The sequence below is a fragment of the Nocardia ignorata NBRC 108230 genome, from assembly GCF_001612905.1.
Lineage (GTDB): Bacteria > Actinomycetota > Actinomycetes > Mycobacteriales > Mycobacteriaceae > Nocardia > Nocardia ignorata.
Genome location: NZ_BDBI01000011.1, coordinates 311,470 through 327,893, shown reverse-complemented (window position 1 = coordinate 327,893; position 16,424 = coordinate 311,470). Strand labels below are relative to the sequence as shown.

At 67.8% G+C, this 16,424-nt stretch carries 16 protein-coding genes; 6 read left to right on the top strand and 10 right to left on the bottom strand.

The annotated features are described in order from the left end of the window. Positions 1-104 precede the first annotated feature (104 nt). A complete protein-coding gene (locus NI2_RS10930) occupies positions 105-776 on the top strand; it encodes a nuclease-related domain-containing protein (protein ID WP_166655791.1) in 672 nt (223 codons plus the stop codon). Positions 777-884: 108 nt separating this feature from the next. Here NI2_RS10930 and NI2_RS10925 read toward each other — a convergent pair whose 3' ends face one another. Continuing rightward, positions 885-2,018, bottom strand: coding sequence for a metallophosphoesterase (locus NI2_RS10925; RefSeq protein ID WP_243749969.1), 1,134 nt, complete (start codon positions 2,016-2,018; stop codon positions 885-887). A 116-nt stretch (positions 2,019-2,134) separates the two neighbouring features. On the opposite strand from NI2_RS10925, the gene NI2_RS35090 reads away from it, so the two are divergent. Together NI2_RS35090 and NI2_RS10920 are read left to right on the top strand one after the other, a co-directional pair. After that, the gene (locus tag NI2_RS35090; protein ID WP_255284011.1) at positions 2,135-2,257 is read left to right on the top strand and encodes a hypothetical protein; all 123 of its coding nucleotides are present in this window, start codon (positions 2,135-2,137) and stop codon (positions 2,255-2,257) included. After that, positions 2,254-3,567 (top strand): replication-associated recombination protein A, encoded by a 1,314-nt coding sequence (locus NI2_RS10920; RefSeq protein WP_208115365.1) that lies wholly within the window; start codon positions 2,254-2,256, stop codon positions 3,565-3,567. The genes NI2_RS35090 and NI2_RS10920 overlap by 4 nt, the downstream gene beginning before the upstream one ends. Before the next feature lie 158 nt (positions 3,568-3,725). On the opposite strand, the gene NI2_RS10915 is transcribed toward NI2_RS10920, so the two are convergent. From NI2_RS10915 to NI2_RS10875, 9 genes are all read right to left on the bottom strand, one after another. Beyond that, a complete protein-coding gene (locus tag NI2_RS10915; protein ID WP_067489026.1) occupies positions 3,726-5,036 on the bottom strand; it encodes an FAD-binding oxidoreductase in 1,311 nt (436 codons plus the stop codon). A gap of 178 nt (positions 5,037-5,214) precedes the next feature. Next, positions 5,215-6,555 (bottom strand): UDP-glucose dehydrogenase family protein, encoded by a 1,341-nt coding sequence (locus tag NI2_RS10910; RefSeq protein ID WP_067489024.1) that lies wholly within the window; start codon positions 6,553-6,555, stop codon positions 5,215-5,217. Then, complete coding sequence (locus NI2_RS10905) at positions 6,548-7,498, bottom strand: glycosyltransferase family 9 protein (RefSeq protein ID WP_067489022.1); 951 nt, start codon at positions 7,496-7,498, stop codon at positions 6,548-6,550. Before NI2_RS10905 ends, NI2_RS10910 begins: the two co-directional genes overlap by 8 nt. A 64-nt stretch (positions 7,499-7,562) precedes the next feature. Further along, a complete protein-coding gene (locus NI2_RS10900; RefSeq protein ID WP_067489020.1) occupies positions 7,563-8,126 on the bottom strand; it encodes a D-sedoheptulose-7-phosphate isomerase in 564 nt (187 codons plus the stop codon). A 3-nt stretch (positions 8,127-8,129) separates the two neighbouring features. Continuing rightward, positions 8,130-9,227, bottom strand: coding sequence for a glycosyltransferase family 2 protein (locus NI2_RS10895; RefSeq protein ID WP_084476352.1), 1,098 nt, complete (start codon positions 9,225-9,227; stop codon positions 8,130-8,132). Beyond that, positions 9,224-10,846, bottom strand: a complete 1,623-nt coding sequence (locus NI2_RS10890) for a carbamoyltransferase family protein (protein WP_067489016.1) — start codon at positions 10,844-10,846, stop codon at positions 9,224-9,226. The genes NI2_RS10895 and NI2_RS10890 overlap by 4 nt, the downstream gene beginning before the upstream one ends. An 80-nt stretch (positions 10,847-10,926) precedes the next feature. After that, on the bottom strand, positions 10,927-11,889 hold the full coding sequence (locus NI2_RS10885) for a UDP-glucuronic acid decarboxylase family protein (RefSeq protein WP_067489015.1): 963 nt from the start codon (positions 11,887-11,889) through the stop codon (positions 10,927-10,929). Next, positions 11,886-13,097, bottom strand: coding sequence for a glycosyltransferase (locus NI2_RS10880; RefSeq protein ID WP_067489013.1), 1,212 nt, complete (start codon positions 13,095-13,097; stop codon positions 11,886-11,888). Before NI2_RS10880 ends, NI2_RS10885 begins: the two co-directional genes overlap by 4 nt. A gap of 30 nt (positions 13,098-13,127) precedes the next feature. Further along, positions 13,128-14,096: a glycosyltransferase gene (locus NI2_RS10875; protein ID WP_067489232.1), complete on the bottom strand. Its 969-nt coding sequence runs from the start codon at positions 14,094-14,096 to the stop codon at positions 13,128-13,130. Positions 14,097-14,273: 177 nt separating this feature from the next. Between NI2_RS10875 and NI2_RS10870 the strand changes: the two genes are divergently transcribed. The 3 genes from NI2_RS10870 (at position 14,274) to NI2_RS10860 (ending at position 16,339) form a co-directional block, all read left to right on the top strand. Then, the gene (locus NI2_RS10870) at positions 14,274-15,149 is read left to right on the top strand and encodes a glycosyltransferase family 2 protein (protein ID WP_067489011.1); all 876 of its coding nucleotides are present in this window, start codon (positions 14,274-14,276) and stop codon (positions 15,147-15,149) included. Positions 15,150-15,152: 3 nt separating this feature from the next. Further along, positions 15,153-16,049 carry a glycosyltransferase family 2 protein gene (locus NI2_RS10865; RefSeq protein WP_067489009.1) on the top strand — a complete coding sequence of 299 codons (897 nt, stop codon included), beginning with the start codon at positions 15,153-15,155 and terminating at the stop codon, positions 16,047-16,049. Between the two features lie 104 nt (positions 16,050-16,153). After that, positions 16,154-16,339, top strand: coding sequence for a DUF2795 domain-containing protein (locus NI2_RS10860; protein ID WP_067489007.1), 186 nt, complete (start codon positions 16,154-16,156; stop codon positions 16,337-16,339). Positions 16,340-16,424 lie beyond the last annotated feature (85 nt).

Sequence of the window (16,424 nt, the reverse complement as noted above, 5' to 3'; positions counted from 1 at the left end):
ACTTCGGGGCATCGGTGCGGCGTGCGACACTGGCACGGAGGTAGAGATCGGTGCGCGAGACCGGCCTGATGAACCCGCGAGGCCGGTCTATCGGGGAGGTCGTTGTGTTGCTGTTGGTCGACCCGGATTCGGAGTTGTCATCCGCCGAGGAGCGTTTCGCCGACTGGATCGAGTGGAGTCCGGCCCAGCCCGGTGTGGTGTTGCTCGACGTCAACGTTCCGTACCGTGGTCACAGCCGTCGGCTCGACGCGCTGATCTTCACCCGTCAGCGGTGTATCGCCGTCGAGATCAAGGGATTCCGCAGCGTGCAGCACGGGACGTTGATCATTCCGCCGAACGGGCCGTGGGTGATGGACGACGGTGAGGTCGCCGACATCTACGGCAACGGCTACGACCACGACCCCGTCAAACAAGTCCGCGCGAACTCTCTTGCGGTGAAGAACTGGGCCACCAGCGCGACCCGGCGGCCATGCTTCGTCTGGGGCCTGGTCGTGGTGATGCTGCTCCCCGGCCAGGATGTCCCGGCGCTGGAGGTCGACGCCCATCCGGAGAAGACCGACATCATCGTCGAAGACTTCGACGTGTTCCGGTATTACCTGCACCGATTGGACGACCAGAAGGTGCAGTGGGACGCGGACCGGGTGCATACCCTGCTGACGCGCCTCGGTGTCGCGCATCGCTACGACGGCCGTCGGGAGACGATCGCTGCCGCGCTCGGCGAACCTGTCTACCCCGACGACGGTGTTCCCGGTGCGCCTCCACTGCGCCGCTACTGAAAGGGCGGAACAAGCCTCTGCTCGCCGCAGCGTCTGAAGCCTGTGTAATCGTCCTCGGTGAGCATCGGCTGCCGCGAGATCAGCGGGGGCTCGGGAGCTGTCGCACCTTCACTTCTGGGGATGCAGGACCAGCACGGTGATCTCGCTGGGCGCGAACACTCGCATCGGCGGCCCCCAGTACCCGGTACCACGGCTGGTGTAGAGCTGGGTGCCGTTCGCGTGGCTGCTCAATCCGGAGACGACCGGCTGGTCGAGTCGGACCAGGTAGTGGAAAGGCCAGATCTGACCGCCGTGGGTGTGTCCGGAGATCTGCAGTTCCACCCCAGCCGCCGAACTGTCGGCGACCTGGCTGGGCTGATGTGCGAACAGAACCACCGGCAACCCCCGGTCGGTGCCCGCGAGCGCGGCCGCGAGATCAGGGCCGTGGCCTGGCACATCGTCGCCCGTAGGATCGTCGATCCCGGCAACGGTCAACCTGTCCCCGTCGCGTTCGACGGTCCGGTGCGCGTTGTGCAGCGGCTGCCACCCGATGGAGGTCATGTAGTCGAGCCACGACTGGGCGTCGCCGAGGTACTCGTGATTGCCGGTGATGTAGAACCGCCCCAGCGGCGCCCGCACCCCGGCGAGCGGAGCAACCTGATGGCGCCGTTCGTCCACCGAGCCGTCGACGAGGTCACCCGCCAGTCCCACGATGTCGGGTCGCTGCGCGTTGACTTCCTCGACCACCCGTCGCGACCAGCCCTCCCGGTCCAGCGCGGCGAAGTGGGTGTCGGTGAGGACCACCACCCGCAATCCGTCGAGGCCCGGCGCCAGCCGCGGTATCGCGACGTCGACGGTGCGCACCTGCGGCACCCGCCGCGCCTCGTAGACGCCGTACCCGGTCAGCACCACCGACACCACCACCACGGCGAGCGCGACTACTCGACTCGCACGAACTCCCCGTGCACCGATCATCCGCAGCCCACCACGGACCACCAGCCCGATCACCGACCAGCTGAACAGCACCCACACCACCCCGAGCAGGACGTCCCCGACGATCGCTGCCGAGTCGATCTGCGGCGGCCCGTGCCCGAGGATCAGCGCGGCCGGCAGGCAGATGTACCCGGCGACGAAAGCCGCAGTGCCGACCCGGTACAGCAGACCACTGCGTTCGGTGGGGGCAGCGATCAGCGCCCACCACGGCACAGCGAGCATCACCGCCGGAATCAACACGATCAGTACCAGAAAGACAGCGGAGCTCACGAAATCCCGTTCTTCACAAGGCACCCCCGGGCCGGGACGCGGTTTCGGCGTGACACGGCTATTGTGCGACAACGCGAGATGTCGATGACGACCGGTAGCTTCGGAAAGGCAGAGCGATGACCCTCTCGGGGGAGCAGCTTCAGCAGGTCACCCGCGAGACCGCGGGGGCGCTCGCCCACGTCGGCCACGGGCGGCCGTTCACCCCGCACCTCGATGTGGACCCAGGGAAGAAATCGTGAGCGAACAGCCGCCGTCGCTGTTCGAGGCCGACGACGCTTCCCGCCCCTTGGCGGAGCGGTTGCGGCCTCGGACCCTGACCGATGTCGTCGGTCAGGACCATCTGCTGGCCGAGGACGCCCCGATCGGCCGGATGGTCGCCGCGCACCGGTTGGCGTCGATGGTCCTGTGGGGCCCGCCCGGCTGCGGGAAGACCACCATCGCCCGGCTCCTCGCCGAACGGACCGACCTCACCTTCGAACCGTTGTCGGCGACGTTCTCCGGTGTCGCGGACCTGCGGAAGGTGTTCCACGCGGCACAGCGACGGAAAGAGGTCGGACAGGGCACGCTGCTGTTCGTCGACGAGATCCACCGCTTCAACCGTGCGCAACAGGACTCGTTTCTGCCCTATGTCGAGGACGGCACGATCGTCCTCGTCGGCGCGACCACGGAGAACCCCAGCTTCGAACTCAACGGCGCATTGCTGTCGCGCTGTCAGGTATTCGTCCTGAGACGCCTCGACGCCACCGCCCTGCGCGCGCTCATCGGTCGGGCCGAAACCCTTCTCGGCCCGCTGCCACTCGACGAGGACGCCCGGCAGGCGCTGGTCGCGATGGCGGACGGGGACGGCCGGTACTTGCTGAACATGATCGAGCAGGTGCAGGCGTTGCCCGCCCCCGTCGACCCGCTCGCCCTCGCCGCCGCGGTGCAGAAACGGGCACCGCTGTACGACAAGTCGCAGGAAGGGCACTACAACCTCATCTCCGCGCTCCACAAATCGATGCGCGGCTCCGACCCCGATGCGGCGCTGTACTGGTTGGCGCGGATGCTCGACGGTGGCGAGGACCTGTTGTTCATCGCCCGCCGCATCACCCGATTCGCCACCGAGGACATCGGCCTCGCCGATCCCGCCGCGGTGCAGCAGGCTCTCGCCGCGTGGGATGTGTACGAACGGCTCGGCTCGCCCGAAGGCGAACTCGCGATCGCGCAGGCGGTTCTCTATCTGGCGACCGCGCCGAAGTCGATCGGGGTGTACCGCGGCTTCGGCAAAGCCCGCGCGGCGGCGAAACGCACCGGCTCCCTGATGCCACCGGCGCACATTCTCAACGCCCCTACCCGGCTCATGAAGGACCTGGGTTACGGCGCGAACTACCAGTACGATCCCGACACCGAGACCGGCTTCTCCGGGGCGAACTACTTCCCCGACGGCATGCCACGGCAGACCTTCTACGAGCCGACCGCCGGCGGGTACGAGGCAGTGATCACCGAACGACTCCGCCACTGGGCGCGACTCCGCAAGGCCAGCGACACCGGCTCCAACACCGACTCATGACGTGAATCGTAGCTTGGCTCAACCGAACGGTGACAACCACTTTCGGCAGTCCACTGCGGCAAGCCCGCATCGATCGTGGCGTATTCGGACCTCGCGGCTGTCGATCACGACGACCTCGGAGAACCCACGACGCCTGCGGATTCTCCGAGCCTCGGATTTCAGTGGTGAAGTGGGAAGTTGGCTCGGATGGTGTTGTGCGGATCGCGGGTGATTTTGATCTGTCGTAAGCGCGCAAGGGTTTCCGGGTCGAAGGCGGCTGAAGCCGTCTCGCCGGGGGCGAGGAAGGTGTAGGGCTTGGAGCCGGTGATGTGGGGGCCGAGGGCATCGAGGATTTCGGCGAATCGGGTCTGGATGTCGTCGAGCAGGTGCGGAAGGCCGAGGCCAAGCATGTAGAGCGCGTACGGCTCGGTGACGGGCCCGCGGGCGCCACCTTCGGGCCGGGGTTCGGCGAGGGCGCCGCCGAGGCCGCGGAGCTGGATGTTGAGCAGCGGTGCCACCGGAGCCTCGATGAGGGTTTTGATCACCGCGTCGTCGAGGTCGGTGAGCAGTTCACCGCGCGACAGCGACGGGCTGGGATCGGTGGGTTCGGCGGTGATCCGGCCGATCTGAGCCGGGGTCAACGCGCCTCGGGTGTCGGCGAGGATTCCCTCGATGCTGTCGAGCCGGGCGGTCAGCGCGCGGCCTTCGTCCGGCTCGCCGAGGTAGGCGAAGTCGATGGCGACGGTCGGTGCGGCGCCGGGGATCTGGTAGCGCTGCAACCAGACCGACAGTTCGGGGGGTGCGTCCGTGGTGAGCTCGGTGAAGAGGTCGAATACCGCGCGGGTGCGGTCGGCAGGCCACATCACGCGGCCGCCGTAGAGGCGCGACAGCGGGAACAGGTCGAACTCGATCTCGGTGACGATCGCGAAGTCACCGCCGCCGCCGCGCAGTGCCCAGAACAGCTGCGGGTCGGAATCGGCGGTGATCCGAGCGCATCGGCCGTCGGCGTCGACGATCTCGAAGGCGCGCACCGCGTCGGCGGCCCAGCCGTATTTGCGTGCCAGCCAGCCGAATCCGCCGCCGAGGGTGTAGCCGGTGACGCCGACGACGGGATTGCTACCGGCCAGCCCGGTCAGTCCGTGCGTGGCGGCGGCGGCTTGGACGGCACCCCATTGCACGCCGGTACCGACTCTGGCCGTCCGGCGCTCGGCGTCGATCTCTAGACGGTCCAGGGCGCCCGTGCGGATGAGGATCGCATCTTCGATTCCGCCGGTCGCGCCGTGCCCGGTTGTCTGCGTGACTAATTGCCGGTTCGCGCTGCGCGCGAACTTCACCAAGTCGGCGGTGTCGTGGGCGTGGGCGACAGCGACGACGCCCGAAACCGGCTGCGCCACCGCCAGATTCCACGGCTGAACCGCCTGGTCGAATCCCGCGTCACCGGGCAGCAGCACACGTCCACGGACCGCGTTACGCAATTCCTCGATACCCATTGCCATGTCCTCGCTTGTGTTGCTGTGGTCTCAGGTTGCTGCCTGGTTGACGACGTAAGGCAGGCAAGTGTGACATGCGAGGGGTGAACCGGATTTTGGCCTGGACGTGGTCGGCGGACCCAGCCGTTCTTCCATCGCGCTCAGGACGAAAGACGCAAGGGCGCCGCACCTACCCCGGCTACTTCGACCGATCCGTGAATCCGGCAGGGGCGGATGACCCGATGCCCGCCACCGTGAAACCTGTGCCGTCCAGTAGTTGTTCATCGAGCAGGTTGCGGGTGTCCACGATGACGGGGTGTTCGACGGCGTCGGCGATCTTCTTCCAGTCGAGCGTTCGGAACTCGGGCCACTCGGTGAGGATGAGGATCGCGTTGGCGTCCTTCGCGGCGAGGTAGGGGTCGTCGACGACCTGGATCGCATCGGGGCCCGCCGCGAGGTCGTGTGTGCCGGATTGCGGCACACAGGGGTCGTACGCCGTCACGAGGGCATCGTGGTGGGCGAGCTGACGAGCGATGGCGACGGCGGGGGAGTCGCGTAGGTCGCCCGTCCCGGCTTTGAACGCGAGCCCGAATACCCCGATCCGCGTCCCCGCGAGGGAGCCGTCGACCGTGCCGGTGACCGCGCGACGGACCTTGCGCAAGACCATCGCGCGCTGGTGGTCGTTGGCACGCACAGCGTCGCGGACGATGGCGAAGTCCACACCGGACGCCTGTGCTACCGCCAAGAGTGCACGGGTGTCCTTGGGCAGACACGAACCGCCCCAACCGGGTCCGGGTGCGAGGAACGACGGCCCGATACGCGCGTCCTTGCCCATCGCGTCGGTGACCTTCGAGATGTCGGCGTCGACGTGTTCGCACAGTTCGGCCACGGTGTTGACGAAGGAGAGTTTGACGGCGAGAAACGCGTTGCTGGCGTACTTGGCGAGCTCGGCGCTGGCCGTGTCGCATCGCAGGACCGGCGCATCCGTTCCCTCGTAGAGTCCGGCGACGTGCTCGGCTGCCTCGTGATCCGGCTCGTCCGCACCGACGACGACGCGGTCGGGGTGCAGGAAATCGTGCACGGCGTAACCCTCGCGCAGGAATTCCGGATTGCTGACGACCGGATGCCGGTGACCGGTCAGCGCGGGGATGCGCGTGGCGGTGCCGACGGGGACGGTGGACTTGGTGACGAGCACGCAACCCGGGGGCAGGATCGGACTCAGCGTCACCAGCGCGTCCTCGAGGATACTGAGATCCGCTGTGCCGTCGGTCCCCATGGGTGTGGGCAGGCACAGCATGACCACTTCGGACTCGGCCAGTGACTGCGGGTCGGAAGTGAAGGTCAAGCGGTCTTCGGCCAGTCCTTCGCGGACCAGTTCCGGTAGGCCCGGCTCAACTATCGTGACGGTGCCCGCCCGTAATGCTTCGACCTTGGATTCGTCGTTGTCCAGACAGGTCACATGATGGCCCAGATGCGCCAGGCATGCGGCACTGGTGAGACCGACATAGCCCGCACCGACCACACCCACGCGGTTACCCATGGCGCGCCTCCTGTCCGATCAGTGTCGCCGCGGTCGAAAGCACTTGTTGCGGTGTGATGGAGAGCAGTCCGGGATTCGGCCGGTCGGCATGTGGATCGCCGACTACACCGGCCCAGAGCGTGATGTGGCTGCGCGCGTCGGGGGGTGGACCCCACACACGCGGTGGGGTCGGTCCGAACAGCAGGACCGACGGTGTGCCGAAGGCGGTGGCGAGATGACCGACACCGGTGTCGCCGCATACCACCAGAGCCGCGTCGGCGACGATCGCGGCGAGTTCGGCCAAGTCGGTACGGCCGGCGTATACCGCGGAGGGCGGTAGTCCCGCATCGCGTGCGACCGCGGTCGCCAACGAGAATTCAACCGCCGAACCGGTGACCACCACTCGATGACCATCGGCGCTGAGCTTCCGGGCCACCGTCGCGAAATGTTCAGCGGGCCACCGTCGCGCGTTCGACGCCGCTCCGGGATGGATCACGATCACGTTCGACTCCGCGGCGGCGATATCCGGCTTGGGCAGCGCCAGCGCACGCGGATCGGTATCGATACGCGCGTACGCAAGCAGTCGGCACCACCGCTGCACCTCGTGCAATTCCGCGGACCACCGGGGTCCGGGGAGCTCAGGAAAATCCGGGTGCCGATGAGTCAGCATCGTGGCGGGGCGCACCGCCGTCAGGTCCCGAATGCTCTGTGGCCCACTGCCGTGCAGGTTCACCGCCATTCTCGGTGATGCGCCGCTCCACCGCAGGGCGCCCAAGCCCGGAGTCGGCAGCAACTCGTCGACCGCGTCGATCAGGTCGACCAAGGGGCGCAGGGGCTCGGGCGCGGCGAGCACCACGCGATCGTCGGGGTACGCGGTCCGCAGCCCACGCAGGGCGGGCACGATCGTCAGCAGGTCGCCGAGGCCGAGCGCGCGGAGCACGAGAATCGAGCCGGTCAAGGCCACGACCCCGCTTCGGTCGTGCGCCGTGGGTACCACTGCGAGCTCGCGCCGACCACGACCAGGGGCTTCATGTCGGGATTCCCAGCGCCTCGTCGAGCGACTCGCACAGCGCGTGCACCATGACCAGATGAACCTCCTGCACGGTAGCCGTGCTCGGCGCGTCGACCGGCAGCGCGTCGTCGCAGAGCGCGGCGAGGGGATTGGGCGCGGGTCCGGTCATCGCCCAGGTGGTGACGCCTATCTCCTGCGCGGCCTTGGCCGCCGCGACCACGTTCTGGCTGGTTCCACTGGTGGACAGCAGCACGAGCACGTCCCCGGTCCTGCCGTGTGCCCGGACCTGACGCGCGAACAATTCGGCCTCGCCGTAATCGTTCACGATCGCGGTGCCCGCGGAGGTGTCGGCGTGCAGCGCGATCGCCGAGAGCGGCCGTCGTTCGTTGCGGAAGCGCCCGACCAGTTCCGCGGTCAGATGCTGGGCTTCGGCGGCGCTGCCGCCGTTGCCGCAGGCCAGCAATCTGCCGCCGTTGTCGAATACCGCGGCCAGTTCGCGACCCCATCTGCGAAGTCCCGGTGCCAAGGAACGGTTCCGCTCCAACGCGCTGGACAAGACGGCGAAATGATCCTCGTTCAAGGCCTACCTCCTGTTCGTGGACTCACTTCCGGCGGTGAGTTCTTCTGCCACCGAGACCATCGACGGATCGGCGAGGTCGGGAACGTCCCCGAGGACGGTGTCGCCCCGGTCGAACAGCAGGGCCGGCGGCGAGCAGGGCGTCGCGTTGCGATGCCGTATCTCGCCGCGGAACCGATACCAGCACGCGGCGGGCGGGATCAGCGCACTGGTCACCACCATTCGCCCGATCTCACCCGCGGTTCGAGGACCCTGCACGATCCGGCGCGTGGCGAATTCGGTCGTCAGCGCCGCCCATGCCGCCGCGAAACCGAGAGCCCAGCGCTGACGGCCCGCCACGCCTGAACCCACGGCGGCCGCGCCCAGTGCGGTGGTGAACGCGTGGCGGCCGAGCATGCCGGGTCTTTCGCCGATCCGCTGCCGCCACCGAGGGCCGAACTTTCGCCGCATCAGCGCGTTGTCGAAGTTTCCCCGTTGGGCTCGAACACTGGCCATCGGCCCCGACCTGCGCGTCGGATGGGTGGTGACCCTCTCACCCTGGGCGATCCGGTAGCCGGCCAGGCACACCCGCATCGCGAGGTCGGCGTCTTCGCGAAAGGCACGGGGAAAGCGTTCGTCGAAACCGTCCACGGCGAGTAGCACCGCTCTGCGGTAGGCCATGTCGGCGGTGATCCAGCGCGCGACGGTCAAGCCCGCCGTTCCCCGTTCCTCGTCGGTCGGTTTGCGATCGGTCGGCAGCGGCACCTCGATGTGCGCGGTGGAAGCGGCCGTCGTCTCATCGAGACCCGCGAGGTCCTCGGCCAAACGGTGGGGCCAATCGGGTGTGGTGACGACATCGTCGTCGAGGAAAGCCACCCAGGTACCCGATGCGTGCCGCCAGCCGACATTTCTCGCGGCGGCCGGTCCGCGACCACCGGAGTGGAGCACCCGCACCTGCGGCGAGGTATCCACCAGGGGAAGTTCTCCGCCGTCCGGGCGATCGTCGACGACGATGATCTCCCTGGGCGGCGGACCGGTGGCGGCAGCGAGCGCGCGCAGCAGTACCCGCAGGCTCTCGCGGCCTGTGGTCGGGATGACGATGCTGTAGTCGATGGGTGGATTCATCGGCGCCACACCAGGAACGGGCCGATGGCGAGCAGGTCGATCGGCGCGGAACCGAAGCATTCGAGTGCGTCACGGGGGGAATCGACCATCGGTCTGCCCGCGGTGTTGAGGCTCGTATTGACCACGACGGGCACACCGGTGCGCTTGTCGAATTCCGAGAGCATCCGGGCCAGTAGCGCATTGTCGGCGGGGTCGACCGTCTGCACCCGCGCGGTGCCGTCGACGTGGGTGACCGCCGGAATCCGGTCGCGCCAGTCGGCGGCGACATCGTGGACGAACAACATGTAGGGACTGGGCAGCGGCCCACGCGAAAAGATCTCGGGCGCTCGATCCGCGAGCACCATCGGGGCCACCGGTCGGAACTGCTCGCGGCCCTTCACATCGTTGAGACGCTCGAGGTTCGCGGCCCGACCGGGGTGGGCCAGCAGGGAGCGGTGCCCGAGCGCACGCGGGCCGAATTCGGCACGGCCCTGGAACCAGGCGACGATGCCGTCGTCGGTCAGGGCTTGCGCCACCTCGGCCGCCACATCGTCCGAGCGGGTGTAGCGGACCTTCGCCGCACGCAGAATGGATTCGAGTTCGGAGTCGCTCCATTCACGGCCGAGGTCGGCACCCCGCATCGGGGCGACGGGCTCACCGAACTCCGTGGCCAGCTGCAATGCCGCGCCCAGCGCGGTGCCCGCGTCGCCCGCGGCCGGCTGGACCCAGACGTTGTCGAACGGTCCTTCGTCGTGCAGGCGCGTATTGGCCACACAGTTCAAGGCGATACCGCCTGCCAGCGTGAGGTTGCGTTGACCCGTTTGCCGATGCAGCCAGGTGATCAGCTCGAGCAGCACGTCCTCCAACCGGCGCTGGACGCTTGCGGTCAGGTCGGCGTGTTCGCTCCCGAAGTCACCGCCGTGTCCGGCCGGTGCGAAGCTCTCCCACGGCACCGGTTCGGTACGGAATCCGCCGTCGCCGGTGGTGTACAGCAGTTCCCGGAACCGGTCGAGAAATCGCGGCTCGCCATAGGAGGCCAGGGCCATGACCTTGTACTCGTCGCTGGAACGCTCGAATCCGAGGTGCTGGGTGAGATCCTCGTACATCAACCCCAGCGAATGCGGCAGCCGCTGCGACGCCAGTTCCACGAATTTGCCGTCCCGGTATTCCCCGGCCAGATAGGACGTGCTCTCCCCGCGTCCGTCGGCGACCAACACCGCCGAATCACCCAGCGGCGCCGCCAGCGCCGTCGACGCAGCGTGCGCGACGTGATGGCGGACGAAGCGGACGATCGATGGATCCAGACCGGGTAATGCGGCGCGCAGAAAGGCGGGCGCGCGGCGGGCGTAATCCGTGCGAGTCTGCTCGCTCTGCTCATCGAGACCGTCGAGCGAATGATCGACCAGCCCCGGATCGTAGGAGTAACCCACCGCGTCGAGCTGATCGGGACGTATGCCCGCCTGCGCCAAGCACCACGCGGCCGATTGCTCGGGCAGCTCCCACGTCGAGAACGGCACCGGCCTCTTACCGTGCTTGCGGCGGCTGAACCGTTCCTCTTCCGCCGCCGAGACGATTTCGCCGTCCACGATCAGCGCTGCGGCGGGATCGTGGAACACTGCGTTGATTCCGAGAATGCGCAACGGCTCGCCTTTCTCATCGAGGCGGCGGAAGATTGCACCCCCGCCGGTACCTGCGTACGCGCTACCCGGTTAAGTCGGGGCTAAACCGTCCGCGCCACGCATCGCTGCCGGGCGAACCACTCGATCGTGCGTCGCAACCCCTCGGTCCGGGTGATCATCGGCTGCCAGCCCAATTCGCGTTGTGCCAGCGAGATGTCCGGGCAGCGCCGCTTGGGATCGTCGACCGCCTCCTCGATGTATTCCAGCGTCGACGAGCTGTCGGTGGCGATGCGGATCTCTTCGGCGAGCGCCCGCACGGACAACTCGTGCGGATTACCGATGTTGATCGGTCCGGGATGATCGGACCTGGCCAATGCGCGCAACCCGAGCACGGTGTCCTCGACGTAACACAGCGAGCGGGTCTGCTCACCGGTGCCCGCCACGGTCAGCGGTGCGTTCGCCAACGCCCGCGCGATGAACGTCGGCACCACCCGGCCGTCGTCGGCACGCATGCGTGGGCCGTAGGTGTTGAAGATCCGGGCGATGCCGGTGTCGACCCCACGCTCGCGGCGGTACGCCATCGTCAACGCCTCGGCGTACCGCTTGGCTTCGTCGTACACGCTGCGCGGGCCGATCGAATTGACGTTGCCCCAATAACTTTCGGGCTGCGGATGCACCGCGGGATCGCCGTAGACCTCGCTGGTGGACGCGAGTACGAAACGCGCGTGATCCCGCTCGGCCAGTTCCAGGGCGTTGGTCGTGCCCAGCGAGCCGGCTCGCAGCGTCTCGATCGGTAGCCGCAGATAGTCCGGCGGCGAGGCGGCCGACGCGAGATGGTAGACGACGTCGAAGGAGCCGATGTCGGGCAACGGCTCGGTGACGTCGTGTTGGAGCAGTTCGAAGCCCGGCCGGTGCAGTAGACCCGCCACATTGTCGGGGGTGGAGGTGGCGAAGTTGTCGACGGCGACGACGTCGGTGCCCGCCGCGAGGAGTTGCTCGCACAGATGGGATCCGACGAAACCGCAACCGCCGGTGACCAACGCGCGCGTCGCGGCGGTACTCACTGTGCTTGCTTTCGCTCGTCGGCGACGCGTGCGCCCGCGGTCCGGCGATAGGCGCGCAGCGTCTCCACCGCGACCCGGTCCCACGAATAGCGCGTATGGACGCGCTCGTGCCCGGCCGCACCGTACCGGCGCCGGAGTGCGGGCGCGTCGATCAGTTCGCGGATCGCCGCTGCCAGCCCGGAGGGATCGCGTGGGGGAACCAAGGTGCCGGTGCCGCCGTCGACGACGGTGTCGATGAGACCGCCGACGGCGGCGGCCACGACAGGAACACCGCACGCCATGGCCTCGAGGGGGGTGATGCCGAACGGCTCGTACCACGGTGTGCACACCGCGACGTCGGCCGAACGCAACAGGGGAGCCATCTGCGTTCGAGGCACCTGGCCGAGCATGTGCAGCCGGTCGCCGACGCCGAGATCGTCGGCCGACCGCAGCAGCCGCTGCGCTTCCGGGTCGTCGGCCAGTCGGCCGTCCGGTCCGCCGACCAGTACCAGTTCGGTCCCGGCCAGCTCGGCGAGGGCGGTGACGGCGACGTCGAAACCCTTTCGCGGCACGAGTCGCCCCACACTGATGAGGCGGTGTTCGGCTGTTCTCGCGGCTTTCGGGCCCTCGGGGGAGAACTGGTGCAGGTCCACGCCGCAGGGAACCACCGACGTCCGGTGGCGCGGAACACCCATCCGAGCGAGTTCGAACACTTCGTCGGTGCAGGTGGCGATGATTCGGTCTGCCTGCTCGGCCACCTGCTGTTCCAGTCGCAGCCGGTCGGGCGGGCTGGTGTCGGCGTTGCCTTGATACCGACGTTTCACGACACCCAGTGCGTGAAAAGTCTGTACCACCGGGGTATCGGTGTCGCGAACCGCTGCCAGAGCGGCCAGACCCGACATCCAGAAATGGGCGTGCACCACATCGGGACAGTCGTCGCGCCACCGCGCGCGCAGGAAATTTCCGAATTCCGGCATATAGGGCAGAAGTTCGTCCTTCGGCACGGGATGCGCGGGTCCCGCCGGAACGTGCACCACGCGATAGCCCGGTGCGGTGGTGACAGTGTCGGGCACCCGCGCGCTCTCGCGCCGTGTGTACACCGTGACGTCGTGACCCTGCCGGCACAGGGCTGCGGACAACTCCGCGACGTGCACGTTCTGCCCGCCGGCGTCGACGCCACCCAAGGTGGCGAGCGGGCTGGCGTGTTCGGACACCATCGCGATCTTCATGTTTCCGCCTTCCTGACCTGGATGCCGCCCTTATTCGGTGATCTCGGCCAGTAGGCCATCCCAGCGATGCAGGAAGCTCTCGAGGCCGTAGTGCTCCAGCGCGAACTGCCGTCCCGATTTCCCCGCGAGCACCGCCAGATCGGGTTCGTGCAGCAATTCGCGAAATCTCGCGGTGAGAGCGGTGACGTCCGTGGAGAGAGCGCCCGCCTCGGGCGGTACCGCGCTGACGGCCTCGGTGGTCGCCAGCGCCACCACCGGCATTCCCAGGTGCATGGCTTCCAGCAGCGACAGCCCGAGCGAAGTCCACCGCGCGGTGTGCAGGTAGACCCGCCTCTTGGCCATCTCGGGGTGCAATGCCGACTGCCGCAGATCCGCTATCCCGTTGACCGGATGCGCGGTCGGCCCTTGCGGCCGGAAGTCCTGCGCGCCGATCCCGTAGAGATCGACCGGCCCTTCGCGCGCGAAGCGGGTCAGCAGATCGCTGCCGGTGATCCGCCCGCGCCGCATCGGCTCGTTGATCAGCGCGACACCGTGGGGCAGTTCGCCGGTGTAGAGCTCACCAGGATCCACGATCCCGTGCGGGATGACACGCGTGGGCGCCGTGCCGTTGTCCCACATCACCTCGTTGAAATGGGTGACGTGCACGACCGGTATATCGCTTCGCTCCGCCATCGGATGCGTGGTCAGCGCCGCGCTGGGACGTGGGGTGTTGTGCTCTACATAGACAGCGGGGATGTCGACGCCGGGTCGACGCCCGAGCCATCGATGCGCGAGTTCGATCTCCTCGGGACGCTGCAGCACGATCACATCCACTTCGATGTCGCGCAACGCCCCGACGGTGACCTCTTCGGTATTCGGCCAGTCGCGTCCGCAACGGCCAAGGCCCCAGGGCCCGCGCTCGTCGGTCACCGGTAACAGGTAGCGATGCGGCCCTTGGACGAAGGCGGTAGTCCACGAGCCGTGCACATGCCACAGAAGAATTCTGCGCGGACTGATCATGCCGTAGTTCTTGCCGTTCGCCGCGTGATCAAACCGCGCGGTGCCCCGCTGATTGGCGCGGCGGACACCGGGTATGTGTCGAGGCATGTGCGTATTCGTCATCGGATGGGCAAACTTCTGCACGATGGACGCATCGATTTCGGAGTCGCTCGAGGAGCTGCTGCCGGGGCGGGCGTCATGAGTACGAGCAAGATCACGGTCGTCATCGCCACTCGAAATCGCGCGACGGAATTGGCGAGAACGCTCACCGAGTTGTGCACGCTTCGACCGCGCCCGGCGATCGTCGTACTCGACAACGCATCCGACGACAACACCGCCGACACGGCCGAAAAATATCCGGGTGTACACGTTGTCCGGTTGGCCGACAATCGTGGAGCGGCCGCCCGCAATCTCGGCGTGGCGATCGCCCGAACACCGTACGTCGCCTTCAGCGACGACGACTCGTGGTGGGCAAGCGACGCGCTCGCCGAAGCCGAACGGATATTGGACTCCTATCCACAGGTGGGCCTGATCGCCGGCCGCACCCTCGTCGGCTCGGAACATCGAGACGACCCCGTCAACGAACTGATGGCCGACAGCCCGCTCGGACACGATCCGGACCTGCCCGGTCCGTCGGTTCTCGGCTTTCTGGCGTGTGCGGCGATCGTGCGGAAAGAGGCGTATGCGCAGGCCGCCGGATTCAGCCCGCTGCTGCATTTCGGTGCCGAGGAACGCTTGCTCTCGCTCGACCTGGCCGCCCGCGGTTGGCATCTGTGTTACGTGCCGACGGTGCGGGCCCACCATCACCCCTCCACCCACCGACCCCCGCAGGCGTGGCGGCGGCGGGCCGAACAGCGCAACAACGCCTTGATCACCTGGATGCGGCGACCACTACGGCACTGCGCCGCGGAGTCGCTCGACCTGGTTCGCCGGATCGTGCGCGAGCCGCAGACGCTCTTGACCGTCGCCCAGATCGTCCAACGGCTGCCGAAAGCGTTGGCACAGCGGCGTCGTCTGCCCCCGGAGATCGAAACCCGAGCCAGGACACTCGAACTCGCCCACACAAGGAGCTGACCGATGTCGACACACCGGATGACGGTTGTCATCATCACCCGCGACCGGCGTGACCAGCTGCTGCAGACCCTCGCGCATATGACCGCGCTGCCCGACGCGGCCCCGATCATCCTCGTCGACAACGGTTCCGCCGACGGCACGGCCGACGCGGTCGCGGCGAACTACCCGCAGGTGCAGTTGATCCGCTCCGTCGAAAACCTGGGCGCTCTCGGTCGAAACCTCGCCGTCGAGCGGGTGCGAACGCCGTATGTGGCCTTCTGCGATGACGACACCCGCTGGCAGCCCGGTGCGCTGACTCGCGCGGCGGATCTGCTCGACGAGTATCCCGGCCTGGGATCGGTGACGGGACGCTGTCTCGTCGCACCCGACCTGCGCGAAGACCCGATCACTCCCGAATTCCGCGATTCGCCGATCGCCGGCCCCGACTGGCTGCCCGGGCCCGCGCTCCTGGGAGTGATGGCCGGTCTGTCCGCCTTCCGTGTGCGCGCGTTCGAGGAGGTGGGTGGCTTCTCCCGGCGCCTGTGGTTCGCGGGCGAGGAAGAGCTGCTCGCGTTGGATCTCGCGGCACGCGGATGGTGGATGTGCTGGGTGGAGGACATGATCATCCACCACGAGCCCTCCCGCACCCGCGACGCCACCCACCGTCGCGGGCTCGGAATCCGCAACACGCTGTGGACCCTGTGGCTGCGCCGACCGGCCCGCAGCGCGGCCCGCCGTACCGCCGACATCCTCAGATCGGCCCCCGCCGACCGTACGACAGCCGCCGCCGTATTCGCGGCCCTACGCGGGCTGCCATGGGTATTGCGCGAACGAAAGGTCTTGCCCGCCCAGGTCGAGGCGGGCCTCGTCCTGCTCGAAGCCTCCCAACGCAACTCCACCGCCCGCCGCTACGTCGGCTAGTCGGCGTGCCTCACGAACCATCGACCTCTTCGCACCTGCTTAGAAACCGAGCGCGGTGGTAAGGCCCCCACGTTGTCCGCTAATCCAACCGAAGGGAGCACAGCATGAGCCAGATCAACCCGATCCAGGTCCAGAAGTACCTGTCCGGCATCGACTACCCGTGCGATCGCGACGGCATCGTGAACACCGCCCGCAGCAACGGTGCGGATTCCGACATCCTCGACGCTTTGCAGGACCTGCCCGACCGCACGTTCGACGGGCCCAACGCCGTAAGCCAAGCGATTTCCTGACTACGCGATCACGCCCGCGAACCGGCCGGACCGACCCGGTCGGTTCGGCCGGCGAGCAACAAGCGCGTCCTCGCGGTGATTGCGC

Coding starts and splice junctions, on each gene's coding strand:
- NI2_RS10880 (WP_067489013.1), bottom strand. CDS start 13,097: ATGAAGATCGCGATGGTGTCCGAACACGCCAGCCCGCTCGCCACCTTG.
- NI2_RS10875 (WP_067489232.1), bottom strand. CDS start 14,096: ATGATCAGTCCGCGCAGAATTCTTCTGTGGCATGTGCACGGCTCGTGG.
- NI2_RS10860 (WP_067489007.1), top strand. CDS start 16,154: ATGAGCCAGATCAACCCGATCCAGGTCCAGAAGTACCTGTCCGGCATC.
- NI2_RS10865 (WP_067489009.1), top strand. CDS start 15,153: ATGTCGACACACCGGATGACGGTTGTCATCATCACCCGCGACCGGCGT.
- NI2_RS10910 (WP_067489024.1), bottom strand. CDS start 6,555: ATGGGTAACCGCGTGGGTGTGGTCGGTGCGGGCTATGTCGGTCTCACC.
- NI2_RS35090 (WP_255284011.1), top strand. CDS start 2,135: ATGACCCTCTCGGGGGAGCAGCTTCAGCAGGTCACCCGCGAGACCGCG.
- NI2_RS10915 (WP_067489026.1), bottom strand. CDS start 5,036: ATGGGTATCGAGGAATTGCGTAACGCGGTCCGTGGACGTGTGCTGCTG.
- NI2_RS10895 (WP_084476352.1), bottom strand. CDS start 9,227: ATGAATCCACCCATCGACTACAGCATCGTCATCCCGACCACAGGCCGC.
- NI2_RS10870 (WP_067489011.1), top strand. CDS start 14,274: ATGAGTACGAGCAAGATCACGGTCGTCATCGCCACTCGAAATCGCGCG.